The 20,422-nt window shown below is 41.2% G+C and carries 16 protein-coding genes; 10 read left to right on the forward strand and 6 right to left on the reverse strand.

Translation table 11 applies throughout. From position 1 onward, the window contains the following. Positions 1–280: 280 nt before the first annotated feature. Complete coding sequence (locus RM049_RS20985) at positions 281–2,095, reverse strand: protein kinase domain-containing protein (protein ID WP_322705540.1); 1,815 nt, start codon at positions 2,093–2,095, stop codon at positions 281–283. Between the two features lie 270 nt (positions 2,096–2,365). Then, positions 2,366–3,415: a hypothetical protein gene (locus RM049_RS20990; protein ID WP_322705541.1), complete on the reverse strand. Its 1,050-nt coding sequence runs from the start codon at positions 3,413–3,415 to the stop codon at positions 2,366–2,368. Between the two features lie 485 nt (positions 3,416–3,900). Between RM049_RS20990 and RM049_RS20995 the strand changes: the two genes are divergently transcribed. The 7 genes from RM049_RS20995 to RM049_RS21025 all read left to right on the forward strand — a co-directional run bounded on the left by RM049_RS20995 (position 3,901) and on the right by RM049_RS21025 (position 12,799). Next, positions 3,901–5,829 (forward strand): alpha-amylase family glycosyl hydrolase, encoded by a 1,929-nt coding sequence (locus RM049_RS20995; RefSeq protein ID WP_322705542.1) that lies wholly within the window; start codon positions 3,901–3,903, stop codon positions 5,827–5,829. 173 nt (positions 5,830–6,002) lie between these two features. Then, positions 6,003–6,125, forward strand: coding sequence for a DUF29 family protein (locus RM049_RS21000; RefSeq protein WP_322705556.1), 123 nt, complete (start codon positions 6,003–6,005; stop codon positions 6,123–6,125). Between the two features lie 280 nt (positions 6,126–6,405). Continuing rightward, positions 6,406–7,980 carry a type II CAAX endopeptidase family protein gene (locus tag RM049_RS21005; protein ID WP_322705543.1) on the forward strand — a complete coding sequence of 525 codons (1,575 nt, stop codon included), beginning with the start codon at positions 6,406–6,408 and terminating at the stop codon, positions 7,978–7,980. A gap of 777 nt (positions 7,981–8,757) precedes the next feature. After that, positions 8,758–9,033, forward strand: coding sequence for a TM2 domain-containing protein (locus RM049_RS21010; RefSeq protein WP_289798872.1), 276 nt, complete (start codon positions 8,758–8,760; stop codon positions 9,031–9,033). Positions 9,034–9,212: 179 nt separating this feature from the next. Beyond that, a complete protein-coding gene (locus tag RM049_RS21015) occupies positions 9,213–9,473 on the forward strand; it encodes a hypothetical protein (RefSeq protein WP_322705544.1) in 261 nt (86 codons plus the stop codon). A 159-nt stretch (positions 9,474–9,632) separates the two neighbouring features. After that, positions 9,633–12,113, forward strand: coding sequence for a heavy metal translocating P-type ATPase (locus RM049_RS21020; RefSeq protein ID WP_322705545.1), 2,481 nt, complete (start codon positions 9,633–9,635; stop codon positions 12,111–12,113). Positions 12,114–12,361: 248 nt separating this feature from the next. Continuing rightward, the gene (locus RM049_RS21025) at positions 12,362–12,799 is read left to right on the forward strand and encodes an FHA domain-containing protein (RefSeq protein WP_409882195.1); all 438 of its coding nucleotides are present in this window, start codon (positions 12,362–12,364) and stop codon (positions 12,797–12,799) included. Between the two features lie 80 nt (positions 12,800–12,879). Here the strand turns inward: RM049_RS21025 and RM049_RS21030 are convergent, their stop codons facing one another. Further along, positions 12,880–13,227 carry a hypothetical protein gene (locus tag RM049_RS21030; protein WP_322665545.1) on the reverse strand — a complete coding sequence of 116 codons (348 nt, stop codon included), beginning with the start codon at positions 13,225–13,227 and terminating at the stop codon, positions 12,880–12,882. Positions 13,228–13,649: 422 nt separating this feature from the next. On the opposite strand from RM049_RS21030, the gene RM049_RS21035 reads away from it, so the two are divergent. Then, the gene (locus RM049_RS21035; RefSeq protein WP_322705546.1) at positions 13,650–14,570 is read left to right on the forward strand and encodes a TIGR01777 family oxidoreductase; all 921 of its coding nucleotides are present in this window, start codon (positions 13,650–13,652) and stop codon (positions 14,568–14,570) included. A 115-nt stretch (positions 14,571–14,685) separates the two neighbouring features. Here RM049_RS21035 and RM049_RS21040 read toward each other — a convergent pair whose 3' ends face one another. From RM049_RS21040 to RM049_RS21050, 3 genes are all read right to left on the reverse strand, one after another. Continuing rightward, the gene (locus RM049_RS21040) at positions 14,686–14,931 is read right to left on the reverse strand and encodes a hypothetical protein (protein WP_094352470.1); all 246 of its coding nucleotides are present in this window, start codon (positions 14,929–14,931) and stop codon (positions 14,686–14,688) included. 177 nt (positions 14,932–15,108) lie between these two features. Next, positions 15,109–15,531 carry a hypothetical protein gene (locus RM049_RS21045; RefSeq protein ID WP_322705547.1) on the reverse strand — a complete coding sequence of 141 codons (423 nt, stop codon included), beginning with the start codon at positions 15,529–15,531 and terminating at the stop codon, positions 15,109–15,111. A gap of 86 nt (positions 15,532–15,617) precedes the next feature. Further along, positions 15,618–15,974: an iron-sulfur cluster assembly accessory protein gene (locus RM049_RS21050; protein WP_322665540.1), complete on the reverse strand. Its 357-nt coding sequence runs from the start codon at positions 15,972–15,974 to the stop codon at positions 15,618–15,620. Between the two features lie 316 nt (positions 15,975–16,290). Here RM049_RS21050 and RM049_RS21055 point away from each other — a divergent pair, with 316 nt between their 5' ends. Further along, the gene (locus tag RM049_RS21055; protein WP_322705548.1) at positions 16,291–17,922 is read left to right on the forward strand and encodes a DUF6930 domain-containing protein; all 1,632 of its coding nucleotides are present in this window, start codon (positions 16,291–16,293) and stop codon (positions 17,920–17,922) included. A 2,185-nt stretch (positions 17,923–20,107) separates the two neighbouring features. Next, on the forward strand, positions 20,108–20,284 hold the full coding sequence (locus tag RM049_RS21060; protein ID WP_322674255.1) for a CopG family transcriptional regulator: 177 nt from the start codon (positions 20,108–20,110) through the stop codon (positions 20,282–20,284). Positions 20,285–20,422 lie beyond the last annotated feature (138 nt).

The following is a 20,422-nucleotide window of genomic DNA, read 5'->3' on the forward strand; positions in this document are numbered from 1 at the left end:
AAGTATTATTAAAAACTTAATAATGGTATTTATAACTTTATGAAGATTAAGAATTGAAAATAAAGAATGGGGAATGGGAAACACAGATTTTTATGGATTTAGTTGCAAAATTTAGAAAACAAATGCACTAATTCTAAAAATTGGGTTTTTGTGTTTGTGAAGACTGAAATTATCTTGATTGTAGCCGAATAAAGTCAGTTTTTGAATCACTATGTTGAATACTGAGTCTGTCTTGTAGGATACAAAAATCTAACTTTCGAGAACAGTGTTTGCCAGAAAGTTAACACTGTTTGGCTGTAGATGGATTTACAAAATCATGTAAATCTGCATCCCAAATGCTGATGTAAATAAAATCACATTGTTGGCGGATAATTTGACCCTTGACTGAGCCATTTTTAAAACTAAAATTATCAGATTGACGCTGTTGTACCTGTTTGAGTCCCTGCTTAATTTCTTCAGTGGCTTGCCCTGCTAACATTCCATTCAAGGTAGTCTCCATTACTTCTGGATCTACCGATTGAGCAAAAGATACCTCAGTTTGACGCAGCGTTTTAGAATTGCGATCGAATAAGTAGCCAAGGTCAATTTTGTTTGGCACTAGTTTGTAAACGACAGCACGAGTTTTGCCCCATGCGCCTCTTAAATCTTGATTTGGTTTGCCGAGGGTAGCTTCTACGATGTTTCTTGTTGTACCTGTAGGGAATGCGGGAACGCTTTCTCTGCTGGCAGTGGCAGCTAATTTACTGCGCGGCTTATTTTGTGGTGTGGAACGAACTTCTGGTTTAGGAACTGCGCTTACCTCATCCTTTGGTTCTGGCTGTGGTGTGGATACTGCTATCGGCGCTGGAGTATCTGAAGTGACAGGCTCTTTTTCTAGCTGTGGTATGGGTACAACTGGAGAATTAGAGGTTGGTCGCCGTCGTGGTGGTGAGCTAGGGATAACTGGAACTGGAGAAGTTTGAGAAGAAACGGGCGGTTCGGTAGATGCAGAAGTTGGAAAAGATTCTGGCGATGGCGTGGGATTTGTGCCAATGGTTGTTTCTGGTTGTTGCTGACGAATGATGCTAGGAATTGCTATTGCACCAATCAAGCCGCCTATCAACAAACTACCAACAATCACAGCAGATTTTTGCCAGTTTCCAGGATTGGAAGACTCTGGAATCGCAGAATTGTTTTGTGGAGAATATAATGGCTGAGTTTGCCGAGTCGATGCGGTGGGAGAAAAACTAACTCTAGAAGGATTTGCAGTTAACTCAGTAGGTATATTACTAGCAGATTGTAGGGCGTATAGCATTTTACTGGCAGTGCTGTAGCGATCGCCAGCATGAGGCTTAATTGCCTGATTGAGTACCGCGGCCAATTGAGAAGAGACGTTAGGGACGTGCTGCTGCCAAAGTATTTCCCCAGTTTTTAGATCGGTTACTAGTTCTTGCGGGTGTTTGCCAGTCAGCAGATAAATTGCTGTTAAACCTAAGCTGTAGATATCAGTGGCGTAAACTGGGCGACCAACGGCTTGTTCGCTAGGCATATATCCCGGCGTACCAATGACAAGCGATCGCGTGGGGTATCCTGGAGAATTCACTACCGAACGAATTGTTTCTTTGACTGCACCAAAATCAATCAAAACTGGCTTGTTATCAACAGAACGCAGAATAATGTTATCTGGCTTGATATCCCGGTGAATAATGCCTTTACTATGGACATAATCTAAAACTGAAAGCAGACTCAAGAGAATTTGCCGAACAGCAGTTTCACTCTCAAATCCTTTGGCTTCGACAATTTTTGTCAGGGTTTGACCATGAATCCATTCTTGGACGAGGTAAAACTGTCCATTCTCAGAAAAGTAGGCATAGAGTTTGGGAATTTGGTGACTACTTTCACCCAAATACTCCAAGGTTGCGGCTTCCCGTTCAAACCGTTGTTGGATAAGTTGGTAGGTTTGCGGGTCATTATTGGTTATCGGTTTTAGTTGCTTGATTACACAGCGACGGCGAGAAGGCATGTGGACATCTTCTGCTAGAAAGGTTTCGCCAAACCCACCAGCGCCGATTACCTGGATAACTTGATAGCGATTGTTCAGCAGGGTTATTGTCATGAAAAATTATAAGCGTAGACACCCAGTGCGGAGCCTGAGACTTCTTGTCTTCTCCAAACTTGTCGTCAGACATCGCCCTTTCCAAATGTACATCACATAAGCGAAGGCAAGGCGAATATACTCTGGTGAAATTAAATATGCGTTATCCAGAATTCTTGTAGAGACGTAGCACTGCTACGTCTCTACATTCTTATGTCTAATGCCAGCCAATGCATTGGTATTGCAGAATCCTGCCAAATTTAATTCGCCACGAATGAATGAAATACTGTACTAAGTGAACTCTATAGTCTCAACAAACTCTAAAATACTTTCTTTGATGTCTTCAGCCTCTTCCTCAACAGAATCAGGAGTTTCGCCGTTAATAAAGCTGTGCTGACTACTAACTATATACAAAAATTCACCACTGATAAAGGTGAGCAACCCCCGGTACGCATCTAATCTGATCGCAGTTCCATTATTTTCTTGCTTAGAAATTGTCGAACCTTTGGGCATATCAATTAACACGTAGTAAGCGCCTCGCAAAGTATTTTCCAGATATTCGGTATATTCCACAGAAGCTTCTGGTACATTAGCGAAAATCGCTTGGGGTACATACTTGTCTACTAAAATTGTTTGTAAATATTCTTCTTGTCCAACAGACTCCAATTCCTCTAACTGTTCTAAGGGGAAAGGATAATAATCGATTCTCAGTAAAGTACCGATGTCATCAGAAAAGCCAACTACTCCTTCCTGGCTTTGAATTCTACCGCCCTGCTGCGGATCGACCGGAATCGGCACGGTAAAATTACCTAAAGGGGATTGATAGGTCTGTTCGCTAAAATCTTCGATGACTACTGTCTCATCTTCATCGTCTGCATATTCTTCATCTTCTGCTTCTTTAAAGGCTGCAATTACCTCCTTGATGATTTCCTCTGCTTCTTCATCCTCAAGTTCTAAAGCGGCCTGTAGCTTTTTCAGGTAGATTTGTTTCGATTTGGGGATGGCGAGGTCATCGTCTAAAAGCACTATTACCCCAGCTGCAAAACCATCTAGCACTAATTCATCTGAGAGAGATACTTTAGCGGCATTAAACAAAGGCCCAATTCCCTCTTCTTCGGCAATGGAGATCAGTCTATCAACTATTTCTGCAATGTCATCTTCTGAGTATTCCTCGAAAACCTCGAATTCCCAGAGGATACCCGCTAAACTTTCTGCATCTACCTCTTCAATAAATGAATCAGCGATCGCAGTCACAGTTGCGATCGCTGCCACTGCTTCCTCTGGACTTAGTGATTCCTCTGATGTCTTTGGTGAGTTAAAAACCTTGTCATATTTAGTCATAATTGCTACCTAAATTAATTCCTTGATAGTAATAACAGATTGAAAGTGACAATGGTCAGTTTACCAATGGAGCGAATCTTCTAGAGAAAAAGTTGGCTGATACGTGGTTTACTCAGTATTACTCAGGTGTAACAACTAAACCTTATTGACAACTAATATCATCTAAGGAGTTGAGGTGTTCTAAAATCTTTTCTCGAATATACACCTAAGTACCAGACAAACTCAGTATTTACTACAGGTTAATTTAATTAAATATTGTAAATTTTTGTAACCTAGCAATTATCCTTAATAACTGCTATATTTTTTTATTTTTATCCTCTAGCAGATGAATTATATCTACCGATAGAATTATAAACTAGCTAGCGATAGATACCTACACCGTAAGCAGGATGTCACAATACCCAAGTTTGTAGTGACACACAATACCTGAAACGTTGTACTGTTGGTTCTGCAAGTGTGAATTAGATGAAATTTTGAGTTTTTTTATGGTACAAACCCCACCATCTCAGTTTTCACCAGATCAATATAAAGTAGATCCTGCAAAGGAAAATGTAGAAGCTCTTATACAAGAACCGCAGTTAGATATTGAGATTGCTCTAGAGTTCCTTTACACCAGAGATATTGAATTTCGTCAGGAAACAATTTATTTTCTCGTAGTCGATCGCTTTTATGATGGCGATCCAGATAACAGCGAAGGTGCAAATTCAGAACTGTACGATCCAACTAGACAGGATTGGGGTAAGTACTGGGGTGGCGACTTGCAAGGTGTCATCGATAAATTAGATTATCTCAAAAATATGGGAGTTACCGCTCTTTGGCTAACTCCCCTGTTCGAGCAGGTTGAGGAGTTATTTGTTGGTAATGCAGCAATACATGGCTATTGGACAAAAGACTTTAAACGGCTTAATCCTCGATACATTGCGCAGGGAGATAACCCTTCTTTAAACGCAACTCAAGAAGAAAAAAATACGACCTTCGATCGGTTAATTACAGAAATGCACAAGCGCAATATGAAGCTAGTGCTGGATATTGTCTGCAACCATAGCACACCTGATACTAGCGGTAGTAAAGGTGAATTGTATGATGATGGTGTCAAAATTGCTGATTTCAATGATGATGTCAATAATTGGTATCACCACTATGGCGAAGTGCAAAATTGGGAAGATGATTGGCAAGTACAAAACTGTGAATTATCTGGTCTAGCAACCTTCAATGAAAATAATACTGAATATCGGGAGTATATCAAGTCAGCAATTAAACAATGGCTAGACCGGGGTGTAGATGCACTGCGGGTGGATACTGTCAAGCACATGCCGATTTGGTTTTGGCAAGAATTCACTGGCGAGATGACCAATCACAAACCAGATGTATTCATTTTTGGTGAATGGATTTATAGTAATCCCAGTGACGATCGCTCAGTGGAATTTGTTAACCACTCAGGCATGACACTTCTAGACTTTGGCTTGTGCGTGGCAATTCGAGCCGCACTAGGACAAGGTTCAGAAAACGGATTCCAAACAATTCAATATATTTTTGACCAAGATCATCGCTACAACGGGGCAACAGAGCTAGTTACCTTCATTGATAACCATGATATGTGCCGTTTCCAATCGCTGAATCCCGATCCAGCGATGCTGAAGGTTGCGATCGCCTTAATTATGACCTGTCGCGGCATTCCCTGCATATATTACGGCACAGAACAGTATCTGCATAACGACACTGATGGCGGCAACGACCCGTACAACCGCCCAATGATGGAAAATTGGGATACTGAGAGTGAGATTTATCGTTGCATCAGACTGCTGTCTGGCTTACGGCGACTGAATCCAGCCGTATCAATGGGTAGCCACTGGCAAAAATACTTAACACCGGATGTTTACTGCTATGTACGCCGTTATCGTGACTCTGTGTGTTTTGTCGCTTTAAATCGGGGAGGAGAAGTTACTTTACCAGAAGTAGAAACAGAATTGCCCGATGGCGAACATACCTGCGTAGTGACTCGCAACAAGTATGAGGTGAAAGATGGCAAGATTTATGACCTAGTACTAGAAGAAAGGGGAGTAATTGTTTTCAGCCACGTTGGCGAACGGTTAAAAGCACAAACAATTGTCCGCGTCCAACTCAATGGCGTAGAGACCCAACCTGGTGAAATTATTGTGGTGACAGGAGATTGCCCAGAGTTAGGTAACTGGGATATTGGCAAAGCCTATCCTTTAGAGTACATCAACACCAATACTTGGTTTGCCGAAATTCCCTTTGATGAAAGTGCTGGTAAGCTAATTGCTTATAAATATGCCATGTGGCGGGAAGGGCGATCGCCTCTACGCGAAAATCTCGTAAATCGCCGCTGGGTGATTGCGAAAGAAGGTACTGTCAAATGGCGTGATACCTGGGCATCGGGAAGAGAATCTTAGAAATTTAGAATAAGGTAGAGTGAAGAATTAAAATTTTGATTCTTCACTCTTCATTATTTATAAATTTTGAGTACTAAAAAATACACAAATTGAAATTAATCAAAGGAGTAATTACTAAATTCCTTTTGAAAGATACTCCTAGTTTGCAGCGCCTTCTAGAAGACAGGTAGTGGATACAGAAATATTATCGCCGCGCTCGTCGAGATGCCGCAAATGAAACTGAAAAGCCAATAGAAACTTTTCCCCTTGAGTCTCCTTTCACTATGGAAAAACTTCTCGATCCTGAATTTTTCTAAGTTAGACTGCTGAAACTCGTAAGTAGGCATAATTAAACATAAAATAAAATCCTAGTCCGTAGTGAGTGATTGATCGCTCAAAACAAAGATTATCGGCTTCCTCAAGATAAGAGAACACCACTGTAATTTAACATCGTGGGTGCATAGGCGAGCATTTACCGCAGGCACCGCACATTCATTGCAAACTTATAATATTGATGATATCTATCCACCTCTGACTTTTTATTGCGATAATTCCCAAGGGGGACGCGCTCTCCACTGGTTAGTCAAAGGGGGATAGATGACACTCAAGCGGTTGGTTTTATTTTTTGTGATGACGCCGATAGCAGTTCTGTTAGCAGTTTCGGCTTTATTCGGTAGTTGGCAAGAACCTCAATTTCAAAGTCGTTTGGAACTATACCAAACAAATATTGCTTTACAAGCCCAAGCTTGGCAATCAGAAGATAGCAATGATGACAAACTCCAGGCGATTCGCGAAGCAATACTTGGTGAGCAACCTCTAGAAAGCGCTACAAAGCAGTATCAGGAGGCGCGTCAATCAGTTCAAGCTAATTTAGACAAAGTTAACAACAAACTTGCACAATTACGCTCTCAAGCTGAAATAACTCCCACGCCTCCGAAACCTCTACCGGATGCTCCTCCCACTATTGAAACGTCTAAACAGGGACAGCAACAGTTACAGCAGTCTTTTGAGCAATTACAAAAATTACTGGCTGAATTAGACCTGCGCTTGGGAATTTTACAAGCACAGCAAGGACAGACGGATACAGCCTTTAAGACTTGGAGCGAATTACAACAACGCTCAGATATTAATTCAGGGTTTTGGGAAACCGCCGCTGTATTGACTGGACTGTGGAGCAATCCTCCTCGTATCCTCCCAAATGCTCAAGAACCAATTCAAAAGAATTTAGAAGGTTGGTTTCGCTCTACTGCTTTGGTTAAGTTATACCAACTCCAGCAACGACAAGATGCGTTATCAGCAGTAAAAGCCGCACAACAAGAATCTTCTGCTCAAGCAGTGATTAAATTGGCAGTTATTGGCACTATTCCCACCTTGGCAGCTTTAATTGGTCTAATACTGCTGATTTTATTATTTGCTCAACGCTTGTTGAAAGGAAAAGCCTCGTTATTAGCTCAAAATGCTGATATCCCCTGGTCAACCCCTTGGGGTGGTGAAACGGTTTTGCAGGTTTTTATCATTGGCTTTTTCTTTATGGGGCAAATTTTTGTGCCCTTAGTAATATCGTTGCTACCCATCCCGCGTCCCATTGTGGATGTGCGACTTCAGGCATTTTCTGTGTTGGTTAGTTACTTTTTAGTAGCATTAGGTGCGCTGTTAGTACTGTATTTCTCTCTCAAGCGCTTTTTTCCACTACCGGAATTCTGGTTTCGCTTCCGTTTTCAAGATAACTGGTTTTTGTGGGGACTGGGAGGCTATTGCACGGCTTTACCTGTAGTTGTGGTGGTATCTTTGATTAATCAGCAGCTATGGCAAGGACAGGGTGGGAGTAATCCTCTGTTGCAATTAGCCCTGGAAAGCCAAGATGGTGTAGCGCTAGGTATATTTTTCTCCACAGCAGCGATCGCAGCTCCATTTTTTGAAGAAATCCTCTTTCGCGGTTTTTTGTTACCCTCTCTAACTCGTTACTTACCCGTGTGGGGAGCAATTCTGATCAGTAGTTTGTTGTTTGCGATCGCTCACCTCAGCTTATCGGAAATTCTCCCCCTGACCGCATTAGGCATTGTGTTGGGAGTAGTTTACACGCGATCGCGCAATCTCCTCGCTCCTATGCTCCTCCACAGCCTTTGGAATAGTGGTACACTATTAAGTTTATTTGTTTTAGGTAGTAGTTAATACAAGTATAGTACTGTTGCCAAAAACAAAAATATCTGATTTTATCTCCTTAGATAGAGACAATTTACTAGTAATAATTGGTTACAAGCATAAATACTAGCTGAAAACCCAATTACGATAATGGCAAAAGCAAATTAAAGAATGCTATTAACATAGACAACAAACTATCTAGTTAAGCATTTATTCTCATTCAGGTAGATTTTAGCCATTTTTCGAGATGTTAATTGCCTTCTTGAACCATTTTTAGCTGTCATAAATTGGAATTCAATTCCGGTTTGCGCTCATGGAAGTGGGGATCGGTAACTAAAAAACGGTTATAAAGATATGGAAGCTGCCTTTTGCACTTCTAGATTCCCACTAGCCACGCAGTTGTCTTGCCATTGGTGCGATGTCTACGACGGGCTACGCCTACGCAAAAACATCCGGAAATAATACTGATGGACTTGTAAAAAGTGGTGTATGTAGCAGCTTTTGCTGATTATTTAAGATTGATTCTGCTCAAGATAAATGTCTGAGCTAAAAATCTGCAAAACTGCTGTACCAAGGTTTGCGATCGTCAAATCCAGCAAAAGTCATCAAGGAGCGCCAGTTCGGCCTATAGCGCAAGACATCTTGGCGTCTCCTTTGGAATAGAAGCACGCTGATTTTAATTATTCATCTTGAGATTTACTCAGACTGAAAAAATTAAAAATCTATTTATTAAGCAAGTAAATGTATTTGCTTCCATTACAATAAAGACTTTATTTTTATACTCACTTATCAAGGAGCAGCACTTATATGGCAAATCTTAACCCCAGTCACCCTACCAAACAACTTCTAGCTGGTTACTGTGGCATTATCCTGGGAGCATTCGGGGTTCATAAGTTTATTCTAGGATACGCTTCGGAAGGCTTTATCATGTTAGTGATTTCTGTAGTTGGGGGTTCTTTTACCTACGGCGTTGCTTTGTTAGTTATGCAACTTGTAGGTCTAATTGAAGGCATGATTTACTTAAATAAATCCCCTGAAGGATTTGTAAATACCTATTTTGTGAATAAGCAGGGCTGGTTCTAGTGCAAGAATAACTTTCTTACTGGAAGCAGAGAATGATCCTCCCTGCCAAGTTTAGGATTGCAGCAAAAGCGCAGGGATAAAGAGCAACCAAAGAAACATCCTTTTTCCCTTCCGCTTCACCTTTTACCTTTAACAAAAGTTATACAGCACTTTTACTTTCTATATTTATTTTTAATAATATGCTTATTTTCAAACCTAAACAGCTTAACTGGACAATGTTCTTCTTGTTAGGCTTAGGATATTTCAGCGTTATATCTCATTTAGAAATCAACTATTTCTTCAAAAACCTGATTGCGATCGCGCCAATACAGATGGCAGCTGTTATTTATGTCACTTATCAACGTTGGAAATGTCAACCCCCTGTAGGGGAATTTAAAATTAAAAATTTAAAATTTAAAATTCAGAACCCTACAGAAAAATCTGAGAACTTGGAACGTTGAATTAAAATGCAGCGATAGTCTTGATGCTCAACGAAGTACGATAAATTAATAATTTTAATATGGTTGACATTGAGTCATAGTTCCATATTTAGCCTACGCTCGAATTAGAGACGCTTTTAGTCAGGCGTTGAATTTCTGTAGCGAATCTAAACACAAGCCATGCAACTCGTCCCGAAAACTAAGCCAGCCCTAGAACCTGACCCAATCCTAGAGAAGATTATTCTAGATGTTGGGGGTATGAAGTGTGCTGGGTGTGTGAACGCTGTAGAGCGACAGCTGACCCAACATCCAGGAGTCAAGAGTGCCTGTGTGAACCTGGCCACAGAGGTAGCAGTTGTAGAGTCAGAAGTTGGTGCAATAGATGTAGATGCACTGGCACAGCGATTAACAGCCGTTGGATTCCCGACTCAACCCCGAAAAGCTAATGGCACAGTAGCAGGCGAAATATCAACCTTACCAGATCCAGCAGAACGACAACGCCGAGAAATGCGTTCTTCTCTATGGCAGTTAGCGATCGCAGGGGTATTGCTGATATTGTCGGGAAGTGGACATTTTGGTAATCTTGGTAGCTCAGTGCTGCCAGTGCTAAATAACATCTGGTTTCACTGTGGACTGGCGACAGTAGCGCTGTTAATTCCCGGTCGCCCGATTTTAGTAGATGGCTGGCTGGGCTGGCGGCGAAATGCGCCTAACATGAACACCCTAGTGGGATTGGGAACGCTGACAGCCTACATTGCTAGTTTACTAGCGCTGCTTTTTCCCCAATTGGGTTGGGAGTGCTTCTTTGACGAACCAGTAATGATGCTGGGCTTTATTCTCTTAGGAAGGACATTAGAGCAACAAGCTAGAGGTCGAGCGGCTGCTGCATTTAGGAAATTGCTAGCACTCCAGCCACTCTTAGCGCGATTGATTGCCAACCCAGAGAAAGCTGGAATGGGTTCTTCTAGTGTTGAGATTCCTGCTGAACAGGTGCGTGTCGGTGAATGCTTACAAGTGCTGCCAGGTGATAAAATCCCCGTTGATGGTGAAGTGGTGGTTGGTCAAACAACGGTTGATGAATCGATGCTAACCGGGGAAGCAGTGCCAGTAATCAAGAAACCAGGAGATACAGTGACAGGGGGAACACTAAACCAGTCAGGAGCGATCGCTATTCAAGCAACCCGGATTGGAAGTGATACAACTCTAGCTCAAATTGTTGCCCTAGTAGAAGCCGCCCAAACTCGCAAAGCCCCAGTACAGAAATTAGCAGATACAGTAGCTGGTTACTTTACTTACGGGGTACTAACAGCATCTGTCTTAACATTTGGATTTTGGTACTTTTTCGGCACTCACATTTGGACTGATATCACCATGTCTGGTGGCATGGAAATGATGAGCCACGCTCACCACTCCACTCCTCACTCTTCCCTGTTAATTAGTTTAAAACTAGCGATCGCAGTTATGGTAGTCGCCTGTCCCTGTGCTTTGGGACTTGCCACACCAACAGCCATTCTGGTTGGAACTGCTATGGGCGCAGAAAGAGGTTTGTTAATCAAAGGTGGCGATGTTTTAGAAAAAATACACCAGTTAAATACCGTAGTATTTGATAAAACTGGTACTCTCACCACAGGTAATCCCATAGTCACAGATTGTCTGTTAATTGAGGAATCGGGGACTAGGGACTGGGGACTGGAGAAGAATAATGCTCAATCCCTAATCCAACTAGCAGCAGCCGTAGAAAGCGGTACTCACCATCCCCTAGCAAAAGCGATTCAGCAAGAAGCACGGCGGCAACAGTTATCTATTCCAGAGGGTGTAGACTTTCACACGGAACCAGGGCTAGGAGTATCTGCTGTGGTAGAGGGCACAGTTGTATTGTTGGGTAACTGGGAATGGTTGAGTTGGCACGGCATTGCCATTAACGAAACCGCACAACAGTTAGCACAGGATTTAGCAACAAATGGTAAAACAGCCGTTTATGTAGCAATTGGGGGAACCTTAGCCGGACTAATTGGTGTTTCTGATACCCTTAGATCGGATGCTCGATCTACAGTAGACAAGTTGCGTCAAATGGGCTTACGGGTAATGTTGCTCAGTGGCGATCGTCTAGAAGCAGCTAGCGCCATAGCTAAACAACTAGGATTAGATAGCGCTGATGTAATAGCAGGTGTTCCCCCAGCTAAAAAAGCAGCTGCAATCCAGTCTCTCCAGTTAGAAGGGACAAGGGGACAAGGGGGACAAGGAGACAAGGGGACGAAGAAAACTCTTCACTTCTCACTCAGCACTCAGCACTCAGTAGTCGCAATGGTAGGAGATGGAATCAACGACGCTCCAGCTTTATCTCAAGCTGATGTAGGAATTGCTTTACACTCCGGGACAGATGTGGCGATGGAAACTGCTGAAATTATTTTAATGCGCGATCGCCTAAACGATGTCGTCGAATCTATTCAGCTTAGTCGCGCCACATTCAACAAAATCCGCCAAAATTTATTCTGGGCTTTTGCATATAATACACTTGGCATTCCTTTAGCAGCAGGTGTTTTATTTCCTAGTCTGGGTTTTGTGCTTAACCCATCTGGTGCTGCTGCATTAATGGCTTTTAGCTCTGTTAGCGTCGTCACCAACTCAATATTATTACGGCGATTCGCTCATCGCCCGTAGAATACTCGTTTACACGTCCAATTTGCCACCACAAATTTTGGATTGTCAAAACACAATTCAGGAGTCAGTCGTCAGATTAAGACACCTACCAAAGCTATCATAGCTACTGGAGTAGAACGGACATGTTCTACTCTTTCAAGGTATTATGCAATTTTAAAGCTTATTTAGATTAGCACCACAAACTTTTGGTGCGCAAAAATGGCAAGATACGATACTAAACAAAGTTTAATCAATTACAGTTCCACGATTTGTCAATGGCAGCAGAAACCAATGAAAACCATCTACTAATTATTGAAGACGATCAAGGTCGCAAAGAATTTTCTCTGGAGCACCCCGTCTACTCTATTGGTAGAGACCGCGAATGTAATATCCGTTTGATGTCGCAGTTTGTCTCCCGCCGCCATGCCACATTAGTGAGATTGCCACGAGAGCATAATAGTCATAGCTACTATTACCGGATTGTAGATGGCGATGCCAAAGGTAAGCCTAGTTCCAATGGTTTGATGATTAATGGACGTAAAATACCAGCCCACGATCTCAGAAATGAAGACGAGATCGTTTTTGGGCCTCAAGTACGTGCCATTTATTACCTTTTAAGAAACACTCAGCGTTTAGGACAAACGGATTCGAGCGAGTACGACATTACACTAATAAACCCCGGTATGGCCGAGGATTTAGAGGATTAAGAGAGTGAATTATAACTACCAATCACAGTCTGATACTTCCACGGTTTGAAACCGTGGAAGTATCAATTCAATCACCAAAACTATCCTGCAATACTTTCAATCAAATGCCAATGGCGGCTACTTTCAATAGCTTGCTTGATTAACTCAAACATTTGTCGGCAGTAATTATCTAGGTGAATTGGTAGTTCTTCATTTTTAATCACAATACTCATCCGAGTTTCTGTCTCAGTAGATTTTGATTTGTCAATCAGTACTTCTACTGTTATTAATTTAGGAAAAGGAACATTTCCAGGAACCTCACGACCGATAATATATTCGGCTGTGTGATACTGAATATCCAACTGACAGTCCTGTAGAAGTTCTACAAGTAACGGCACCAGATGGTCACTAGGAACAGAAACAATAAATGAACAGGTATAGCGAGCCATAATAGCCCCAAGCCTTGCAACACTCTGTCCATCCTATAATACCGAAGTATCTAAATATAAAGTCATTAAAAAATCAAAGTTTTTGAGAGCAGGTATTACCAGATATACAGTCAATGAAGAGGCAAGGGGCAGGAGGTAGGAGGTAAACGTCATAAATAATTTAGGCGTTCCGTGAGTGTCAGCTGAATGGGGTTTCAATAAGGACGCAGTATTTTTTGTGGCACTTTCCGCTCGAAATACATACTTTATTATTTCTTCTCTAAGACACGCTTCGCGAACATAAATAAATTTACTCGATCTAGAAGAAAGTGGTAGAGGGCAAAAAATGTGTTTTCTTCCTCCTGTCTCCTGCCTCCTGCCTTCTTTGGTAAGCTGAAAGTTTGATCGAAAACTTTACAATAAAGGTTTGGCTAAGGTAGAAAATGAAAGTCGCAATTACTGGAGCAACAGGATTTGTCGGTAGTCGTTTGGTACAACGATTACACAAAGAAGGTCATAAAATAGTATCATTAACTCGAAATACCGCTTTTGCTCAAAAGGTTTTTCCATCTGAGGCTTTCCCTAATGTAGAAATTGTTGCCTATACACCAAATGCATCTAGTTCTTGGCAAAGTGTCATTGCTAATTGTGATGGCGTAGTTAATTTGGCAGGAGAACCTATTGGTGAAGGACGTTGGACACCAGAACGGAAACAAGAAATTTTCAATAGCCGAAAGTTAGGTACACAAAAAATAGTTGAAGCAATAGCCAATGCTAATCCTAAACCATCAGTGTTAATTAACGCTTCGGCTATTGGCTACTACGGCACCAGTGAAACGGCTACCTTTGATGAAACCAGTCTATCTGGTAACGATTTTCTTGCCCAAGTCTGCCAAGCCTGGGAAACTGAAGCGAGAAAAGTAAAAGATGCTGGTGTGCGACTAGTAATTCTGCGTTTTGGGATTGTCCTGGGCAATGGTGGTGCTTTAGGTAAAATGATTCCGCCTTTCAAACTCTTTGCTGGCGGGCCTATTGGCAGTGGTCGGCAGTGGTTCTCATGGATTCACGTAGACGATTTAGTTAGCCTGATTTTGCAAGCTTTAACTAAACCGGAAATAGAAGGCGTATACAATGCCACTGCCCCCAACCCAGTTAGGATGGCAGATTTAAGCCAAACTTTGGGACAAGTGATGAATCGCCCTTCTTGGTTGCCTGTTCCTGCTTTTGCGATCGAAGCTCTTTTAGGAGACGGGGCTATAGTAGTTTTAGAAGGTCAGCAAGTTATCCCAAAACGCACCGTGCAAACAGGCTTTGAGTACAAATATCCTAATTTGCAATCGGCATTAACACAAATTCTTAATTAAAAGGGAGTGGGGAGTAAGAATTTTAGATTTGAGATTTTGGATTTTAGATTGAAATTTAATCCAAAATCTCAAATCCAAAATCCAAAATTGAATTGCCCCATGTCTTATTCTTTGACTATTGACTAGAAAGAAATTTTTTGGAAACCCAACTGATAATACCGCTGAGAATTGCACCGCCCATGAGAATGCCAATTGCGGGGTTAAACAAGGGTTGCCACAGTTGATGCCACAAATCCAAACCCAGGTTTACTCCAGCAGCATCACCGATCGCAGCGATCGCTAACCAGCCAAAGCCAAACAAAACTAAAAAAACATCTGCGACTAAAACCATGTTTAGCCAATTTAACAATTTATCTTTCATGATTGGAGTGGGTACTGGGCATTGGGCATTGGGCATTGGGCATTGGGCATTGGGCATTGGGCATTGGGCATTGGGAATTGGGCATTGGGAAGAGACAGCCTAGAGAGTTATTTCAATAAATTCTCCCTTCTCCTCGTTGTCCCTAACCCCCAGTTCCCAGTTCCCAGTCCCCATTTTTTACTTTTCAAACAGCCAATTTTTGACTTTTGTTAAACTCTGCCAATCTGGTTTTCTAGTTAAACCGTCCTCAATACTATTTTTTATTTCATCACTCCATTCTTCGTTGACAAAAATTAACTGCTGTGCTATATCAATATGTTCTCGCAAGCCTTTTTGCTTTGTTTCCAGCATTGCTAAGGCAAGATTGATTCTAGCTTGGGGATCTTGTGGATTTAACTTGACTGCCTTCTGTCCAGCTTTGTAAGCCAAATTGGGTTTGTTATCGAGTAGATACAACCACGCTAAACAAACCCAAGCTGCACTAGTTTTAGGAGCGCGATCGCACACTTCTTTAAATACAGGGATTAAAGATTCTGCTGATTCTCCTGCTTTATAGCGTTCTAAACCTGTATCAAACAGGGATTCAACTGTTTGAGTCATAGTAAATTAATCATGAGTCATTAGTCATTGGTCAATTGTCATTTGTCTTTCGTCCAATACTCAGGGACAAATGACAACTGACAATATTACACCCCAAATGACTTGCCGCAACCACAAGTTTGATTAGCATTGGGGTTAGTGAATTGGAAACCACCGCCAATCATGGCATCGCTGTAATCGAGCATTAAACCGTAGAGATATAACAAACTCTTGCGATCGCTGACAATTTTGAAGCCATCATAATCAAAAACTTCATCATGAGGGGTTATTTTGCTGGTATCTTCAAAGTCCATCATGTAAGACATCCCAGAACACCCACCCTGACGCACCCCTACCCGTAAGCACAAGTCTGTGCCTTGCTTGTCCCGGAGAGATTTTACCTGGTGCAATGCGGCTTCGCTCAACAGAATTCCACGTTGTTGAGCTTCAATTGCTTGTGTCATCTGCTTTTCAACTCCTTAATTAGTATAAGCGTTACCCTATATCGGCTTGTAATGCTTCTGGGTTGCTCTTGGTGTTTTTGTATTCATTCTAGCGGCTTAGATGTTGCTAGATACCAAATTGTAAACACTCCGTCAAAAGTAGCCAAAGATTTTTATTCTAGAATTGAGAGACTCAATGTGTTTATACATTCGGTATTCTTAAAATTCCAGCCTTACGGCAGCAACAGAAGCAACCACCCTTCAGGTGCAGCCATAAAAATTTAATCCGAGGCTAGCTAGCCCCCAAGTTTACTTCCAAATTGCTTCTTTTGATTCTATGACAAGTTTTAATCGCTCTACCAGTCGCCGGTTGAAGAAATTAACTCAAATTCCTTCTGTATGGGAGGGCGATCGCCGTCCGTTGTCATCACCAAACCAGGTGTCAGACTCAGAGGCAAAGGGAGAATGCATTCTTTGGGTAGATTACTCCCAAGGTGTTGTTCGAGGAATGGACGTGGTAGCTTCTGATACCGGCCCAGAAGCAATAGTTCGCACCTTAATGCAAGCAATGGAGCATCCCCAGAGTCCGGCAAGACCTGCTAGACCCCAAAGAATTGTAGTCAAAGACCGCGAGATCCAATTTTACCTGCGGGGAGTGCTGCAAGATTTGGATATCGCCATTGACTACGCACCAGAACTGCCTTTAATTGACGAACTATTTCGGGGATTCGCCGACATCCTCGATAGTCAAACCCCCGATTTACCCCCACAGTATGCGCAAATCTTGCGAGAGAAAGCATTTGCAATTTGGCAAGCAGCACCTTGGGAATTTTTAGAAGAACAGCAAATTTTGTCAATCGAGATTAATAAGTGGGATGTTGGCACACTCTACGCCTCAGTTATGGGAATGCTGGGAATGGAGTATGGGATTTTGTTTTATCGCTCAGAAGACTCTTTAAAACAGTTTCGCGCCGCAGTTTTAACGGATGAAGAATCAACAGAGCATCTAGAAGAAGCGTTCCTTAAGCAAGATTGCCTGTTTCTCACTTTTGAGAGCGTTGACGAAACTGATGAAGATGACGATGAAGAAGATGATTTGGCGGATCTGCCATTATCAGAAATTGACCCTACTTTTGGTAATATCCACCCCTTAGAAGGACTACGGTCTGTTTTGTATGACGAAGAAGCATTGGTAATCTTGGTTGCGATCGAAAGCCTGAGCCGCTTTATTCGCGATCACCGTCGCCAACTTCATGAGGACATTTTCCCAACTCTAAGCCGTCGCTATCGTATTTCTCTACCGCAGTCGGAAGAATCAACTAAATCAGTGCCTGTAACAGTCTCTACCATGCCGCAGTTAGCAGCAGAATTAGAGGAAATGGCAGGCTTTGGTATTGATGACGAGGAGATTAACAACCTTGATTTCCAATCATTGCGAGATGACTTGATACCAGAAGATTCCTTCCTCAGCTTAGGTGTAGTGTCTTGGGAAATGTTGGAGTTTCTGCGAAAGGGGGTCAGCTACCACCAGGCTGGTGAAATCAAACAAGTGGGTGACGGTTTGCCGGTGATTTTAATTCAAACTTCCCGACCCAAGGCGAAGACTGTAATTGAAAGAATTGAAGCAGCAGGCGGACTGAGAGCAATTTGCTTTAATCCAGGTGCCGATCCTTTTGATGGCGATCGCTACGACCTAGGTTTATTGCAAACTCAAAATGGCGAATTGTTCCTATTCGGTGAATTTTTAGATGAAGATCCGATTCATGTCGAAGCCCGAAAAAAATGGAATCAGCGGTGTAAAAATACTAAGGGCTACTGTGGTTTAATCATTGCCAAAGGACTAACGGGAGCCTCCCGTGGCAATCCTCAGTTACGAGATATGATGGCTTTGTTTGAAGGGCGATCGCTTTCACCTAAAGATTTAGGTATTGGCACTCTCCAACTTATGCCCCAACTGAAATTTGAATAATTGCATGAATTGCCGCAATCCTCAATCTCAAATCATCGGTATGAGAAGTTAAGTTGATGTGTATTTGATTGATTAAAACTGCATTTGAGAGGAAAAAAGGGAAGGCTTTGCCTTTTAACGTTTACCCCTGTTCTCTTTATCAACGGAGTGTTGATTCACCAGTGCTGAGTACTGTCTTACCCCATAGCAAAACGTGGGGATGGAAGTAAGGGCGCATCATTGACAGCAGATTTCAAGGAAAGTGAGTTACACAAGCTAAGTCTGTTACCTAAATATAAAGCGTGTTTTACTCCTTAATTCAGAATTCTGAATTAAGGAGTAACTGTTTCAGGCAAGTAAAAAGCAATACAGTTCAGTTAAGAAAACTGCTTTGTTGGGTTGCGCTTTGCTTTACCCAACAAAGCTATGAAAGTGTTAGGTTTCGTTCCTCAGCCCAACTTACACAACTTAAGGTTTTTGGCGCTAACTGAACTGTATTGAAGTAAAAAAGACTCAGGATTTTCACTTTTGTATATACCCCAATACAATTCAGAATGGGCAACCAAACCCAGATGTAGACAGGCGTTTTGTCGCGTCTTGAAAGACCAATTGTCTACACCAATAACCCTTAACTAAATCCTATTGGTATATAACCCATCTCTGGTAGGTAGTCTTTTAAGTAGAGGCAGAGTATTTCCGGTTCTACTCAGTCTTCGCGATCTGCGTACCTATCAGCGTGCGGCACTTTTTCATGAATATTCATGTATATGTCAATACGAATACGCAACCAATCTTGAGAAGCTAACTTTACCTAAATTTCATGAAGTACCTGTATTTTCATAGTTTTCTAGTTATTTTATCTCAAGCTTTTAAGTATAAATAACTACAATAGCCGAAGAATTTATCTACAAAGACTGCTTGAATCAAACCTTACTGACGCACTGAGATATTGGAATCTTTTTTTTAATAAGCTTTTGAGTTTAGCCTTCTGTTATATATCAATATCATTAAGCAAAAGTTCAGATAATATGTTTTTCTTTGTAATTTTTTTATAAAGGAGGAAAAATAGCTTTGCTAGTGTCTAAATGAAGATTATTTAAAGCGCGTAAATAATAGCTATAATAAACACATTGCCGAAACAATTAAAATATACGATTCTTTTTATGGGTATACTTACCAGATAAAAATAGTTGTAATAAAAATTTTATTGGCAGTAATTTATATCTTGACTTAGATATGAGGAAAAATTTTTATGTCAAATTTCTAACGCCCTACTTGGCTAAAAATGATTTATATAACTTCCAGATAGATGAAGACGAAAAATCGTCAAAATATTGCTGCTTTCAAAGCAAGCTATATCGCTAGAAAGAAGATAAAAAAGATGCAATACTTTATTGCATTCTGACGATAATTTATTGTAGAAGTATGAAACAAAACTAAAATATTATCGGCAGCAGTCAAATAACATCACATATATTCTGGATGAATTCGTCTGTGTGAAATTACAGATGTTGCTGTCAAAAATTACCAAGATAATTGGCAATTTAGACTCAGTAGACTGAGCGTTGTCCCTTTTTTTCGGGCTACTATATTGGCAGTGAAAAGCAATCAGCTTGATCGAAGTAACCCAAAATTGATAACAGTTCAAGTAGCTCTTAAGTTCTTGGTTACAGTCTGGTTAGATATAGGTGTTTGTTTTAAGGCGATCGCTTATTTGTCTACTTTCTAAGTCACTATTAACGCCCTATACACACCACTTCAACCCTCCTGTAAATCAGCATTTCAGTATGATAATGATTCTGAAGCTTTATTTTTTGATGTTCTAGCAGATATTCTCTCCAACTGGGTTTGACGAACTTAGTTAAGAGAGAAGGTCAAATGCTTTCAATGGAGAATAACTTTGGAAATCTTCATTGAGTCAACAGTAGGTATCTTGAATTTCTTTATAAAATTTCATTGTTAGGGTTTACTCATGCTGTTAGTAGGGTTATTATCTTCAAAAGCAACGATGTGCTATTTCTGCTGTCACAATAGTAACAAATAAAGTGTAGTATTTTGATTTTTTTAGAAAATGATCGAGCCTTTGACAAAACAAACATTCTTAATATTAATGGTATTACTTGTTTCGTGAGACAAACTCTGATAACCTTATCGGTTCCCTCTTTAATTTAGACTCTTTCGACCATCTAAATATACAGCAGATAGCATGATAATGACAAATAAAAAATGGGCAGTTAAACGCATAACAGTTAATCTTGCAACGCAGGAAGCGGAAAAACTAGAAAAATATTGCCAACAAACAGGTAGACCTGCAACTGATGTGATTCGTGAACTGATTAGAAGTTTGCCTGTCTCCGACGACGGTAAAGATGCAAACAACTAAGAAGTGACTTTCACAACTTATCCAGAAAACTGCTTTGCCACCAAAAAAATATCTCTGATACTTTTGAGAGTCCGCTGCTATGGACAAAAGTTTGTCTAGATGATACAGACGCGTTTTTATCGCGTCTGGTCATTTACC

This window comes from Nostoc sp. DedQUE04 (genome assembly GCF_034530995.1).
Classification (GTDB): domain Bacteria; phylum Cyanobacteriota; class Cyanobacteriia; order Cyanobacteriales; family Nostocaceae; genus Nostoc.